Origin of the sequence: Xenorhabdus bovienii, from assembly GCF_024721015.1 — a bacterium.
Classification (GTDB): domain Bacteria; phylum Pseudomonadota; class Gammaproteobacteria; order Enterobacterales; family Enterobacteriaceae; genus Xenorhabdus; species Xenorhabdus bovienii.
In genome coordinates this window covers 1-267 of sequence record NZ_JANAIF010000424.1, presented here as the reverse complement: position 1 = coordinate 267, position 267 = coordinate 1, and the positions used below count along the sequence as shown (strand labels likewise).

The window sequence follows — 267 nt, the reverse complement described above, 5'->3', positions numbered from 1 at the left end:
CCTTGCGGTAGTTTCCCTGATTTTTAGCGTGATCTTTAAACTTTTGCCAGATGCAATCATCAAATGGCGGGATGTAATCTCTGGGTCAGTGATTACCGCCCTGTTGTTTATGCTCGGCAAATTCGGCATATCCATTTATATTGGACAAAGCGATGTAGGCAGTACTTACGGCGCCGCGGGATCGTTGGTCATCTTACTGTTATGGACCTATTATTCTTCAATTATTCTATATTTCGGCGCAGAATTCACCAAAGCTTTTGCATTGTC

General features: G+C 43.1%; 1 protein-coding gene. It reads left to right on the top strand.

The genetic code is table 11. The features are described from left to right. The coding region (locus tag NXS07_RS22715; RefSeq protein ID WP_258087665.1) for a YhjD/YihY/BrkB family envelope integrity protein at positions 1-267 on the top strand (267 nt) is incomplete at both ends.